Origin of the sequence: Dyadobacter sp. (genome assembly GCF_051859145.1) — a bacterium.
Classification (GTDB): domain Bacteria; phylum Bacteroidota; class Bacteroidia; order Cytophagales; family Spirosomataceae; genus Dyadobacter.
In genome coordinates, this window is record NZ_JBHYGF010000450.1 from 1 (window position 1) to 3123 (window position 3123).

3 protein-coding genes are annotated in these 3123 nt (G+C 43.3%); all 3 read left to right on the plus strand.

The window, feature by feature from the left end; genetic code table 11:
- Positions 1-2007, plus strand: a 2007-nt coding sequence (locus ACTIE6_RS21640) for an RHS repeat-associated core domain-containing protein (protein WP_439558614.1), incomplete at its 5' end; no start/stop codon positions are given.
- A gap of 6 nt (positions 2008-2013) precedes the next feature.
- Positions 2014-2664, plus strand: coding sequence for a hypothetical protein (locus ACTIE6_RS21645; RefSeq protein WP_439558615.1), 651 nt, complete (start codon positions 2014-2016; stop codon positions 2662-2664).
- Between the two features lie 86 nt (positions 2665-2750).
- A complete protein-coding gene (locus ACTIE6_RS21650) occupies positions 2751-2921 on the plus strand; it encodes a hypothetical protein (RefSeq protein WP_439558616.1) in 171 nt (56 codons plus the stop codon).
- Positions 2922-3123: the final 202 nt, after the last annotated feature.

Here is a 3123-nt window from a genome sequence, read left to right on the forward strand (position 1 = left end):
TACAACAGCTATGGTGACGTCACCTCGGTACTTTACCCGTCGGGTTTCGGAACCATTCATGGATATGATGCAAACGGATACCAGACTACCATCAAAAACAGCAATAGCTCGGTAACCCTTTACACGAATACAAACATGAATGGTCTGGGACAAAATACCGGCTATGCATTGGGTAACGGCAAATCTTCAACGATCACTTACCAGTACGGAATCCCCAAACAGCTCACCACGGCAGGCGTTCAAAACCTGGAACTGATCTGGGATTACGCAAAAGGCAACCTCGATAAACGAAAGGATTACATTAAAAACAAAGAAGAAAGCTTCACCTATGATAACCTGAATCGCCTGCTGACCGCGACGGTCTTAGGCAAAGCTGCACAGACGACCACCTACCAGCCATCGGGCAACATCAGCTCCAAAAGCGATGCCGGACTGACATTCAGCTACCATCCCACAAAATCCAATGCACTGACCGGCGTAACCTCGCCGACAACAGCGATACCGCTACTGACGCAGGAAATTACCTACACGGCATTCAACCAGCCTGAAAAACTGATCGAAAATGGCTCAGGACAGCCCTACGAACTGACTTACACCTACGGCGCCGATTACCAGAGGCTGAAAGGGGTCATGAAAAAGAATGCTGCGCTGATCAACACCCACTATTATTTCGGTCCTTATGAAAAGGATGTAACACCCGGTGTTGCCGACAAGCACCTGCATTACATCAGTTCCCCGGCCGGATTGATTGCCATCGTAATCCGGGAAAACGGAGCCGATCAATTCTATTACACCTACACCGATCACCTGGGATCCCTGCTGACATTGACAGCCCCCAATGGGGCTGTCATCCTTGACCAGAACTTCGACGCCTGGGGCAGGTTGCGTAACCCGGCCAGCTGGGATTTTGTCAATGTGCCTGCGCCAACCAGCTATCTGTACCGGGGCTTTACGGGCCACGAACATTTGACGAATTTCAATCTGATCAACATGAATGGGCGGATGTATGACCCGCTAGTGGGGAGGGTTTTGAGTGTCGATAATTATGTGCAGGACCTGTATTCGACGCAAGGTTATAATCGGTATAGTTATGTGATGAATAATCCTTTGAAGTATACGGATCCGAGTGGGGAGGCATTCTTCATAATTCCACAAATTGGTTTCGGTAAAGGCGGATTTAGTCTTGGTTTGGAAATTGGTGTTGGTGTGCCTGGTGTACTAAGCGCTTCGGTAACTGGCGGATATAATTTCAAGAGTCAAAGCGGCTACTGGTCAGTGCAAGGCTCAGCATTCGGCCTTTACGGGGGGTACGGTTCCTCTGGCTGGTTTGCTGGATACGGCTATCGTTATGCAGGACTCAGTTTCGGCGTGGGATACGGAACGAATAGCGGCTGGAATGCAGGTCTTAGCTATGGTGGAACTGTTAACAATTTCAACGGCAGCGCAGGCATTGGTTGGAGCCAAAAGGGCGGATTTGACTGGAATGTGAGTGCGGCTTACACATATACTATTGAGAAGCCGAAACGCACGATGCTGGCGCAGTATAACCTTGAAGGTGCATCTAGTGAAGGTCTACATCAACGAGCTAGTTATGATTGTCTAATCTGCGCGACCGAATATTTGGAGGGATTGCCTCAGGCTAGTCACAGAAGTTATGAAGAGATTATGGCGGCATTTGGTTCTTACTACGATCCTAGTGCGGGAACAAATACCATGGCTGCACTAAAAGCGCTATATGGAGTTGATAATGTTACTGGTTCCTTAGGCGCGAGCCCATTAACCGTAGGACGTGAATTGCAAAAAGGCAATGCAGCGATCATCGCCCAGAATAATAATCACGCTATTGTCCCAGTAAGCATTGAGCTTTGGCAAAATACGTATGAATCTCGACGATCAAAGACATATTTCAACATGAAATACATGGATCCGGCAAATGGTAAACTTGATGTACAGAGACGAATTAATTCATTTCAATTTCCAACCTTTATTATAAGACTTAAAAAATAATACTAGATGAAACTCTACATCATTACACTCATGGCACTACTCATTTCAGCAGATATTTCAGCACAAGTCTTGACTTATGACCAGAAGAGATTAAACAAATATGCTAAAAAACTTGCAAGGCAAGAATTGTATGAATCACTAATCAAAGTTGATGAACTATCTAAGATTATGGCATATTCAATAACATTAAGCTTGAAGTATATCCCTGTTTTGTCTTTCATAGTCGGCCCAAGGGGCGTTGAGTATGACTCAACAAAAAATTTCGTTGAGTACTTGATACCCAATGAAAATTTTGCAATCGAGCTTGCAATTCTTACAAGGCAAAAAAAATTCCATGGGACAATAAACTGTTTTGATAAGGTAAACTTTTCAAGTTGTGAGGTGTGTAACTACAATTACTCTGTGAAAGAAGGACCTAATTTCTATAACTATGAAATGAAACAAAACTGGAAGGAAATATCGAAAAGAAAATACAGTCTTCTCTTCACCATCAAAAATTTTAGAAGTAGCATTTGGATTATTGAAAAAAAACAAGTATTCGTATTTGACACAGAACAGAAAATGTTTTACAAGCCGGATGATTACATTAAAACCCACTGCTCGGCAAAACAAATCCGAGACATGGCAGAAGGGAAGTCGGTTCAATTTTGTAACTAAAATGATTAGAATGAAACACAATTGTTTGGTTAATACAGGTATTTGACAACAATTATTTGGTACTCGTTCTTAAATATATTTCGAAAATGTTTGAAATAAACCGAATAATGGGTACAACAGAATATATAGGCGGAATGCCTCAGTCAAATGGAAGAAGCTATGAGGAGATAATGGAAGCATCTGGATCTTACTACGATCCGGGTGCTGGAACAAATACAATGGCTGCACTTAGAGCATTATATGGAATGACAATGTAACAGGTAATTAAGGTGCAAGCCCATTGACCATAGGAAGAGAATTGCAAAAAGGCAATGCAGCGATCATAGCTCAAAATAACAATCACGCTATTGTGCCCGTAAAGGTTCAGCTCTGGCAGAAAAGCTACGAATCGAAAACTCCCAGAACATACTTTGAAATCAAGTCAATGAATCCAGCCACGGGAGGCTTCAGTACATCAAC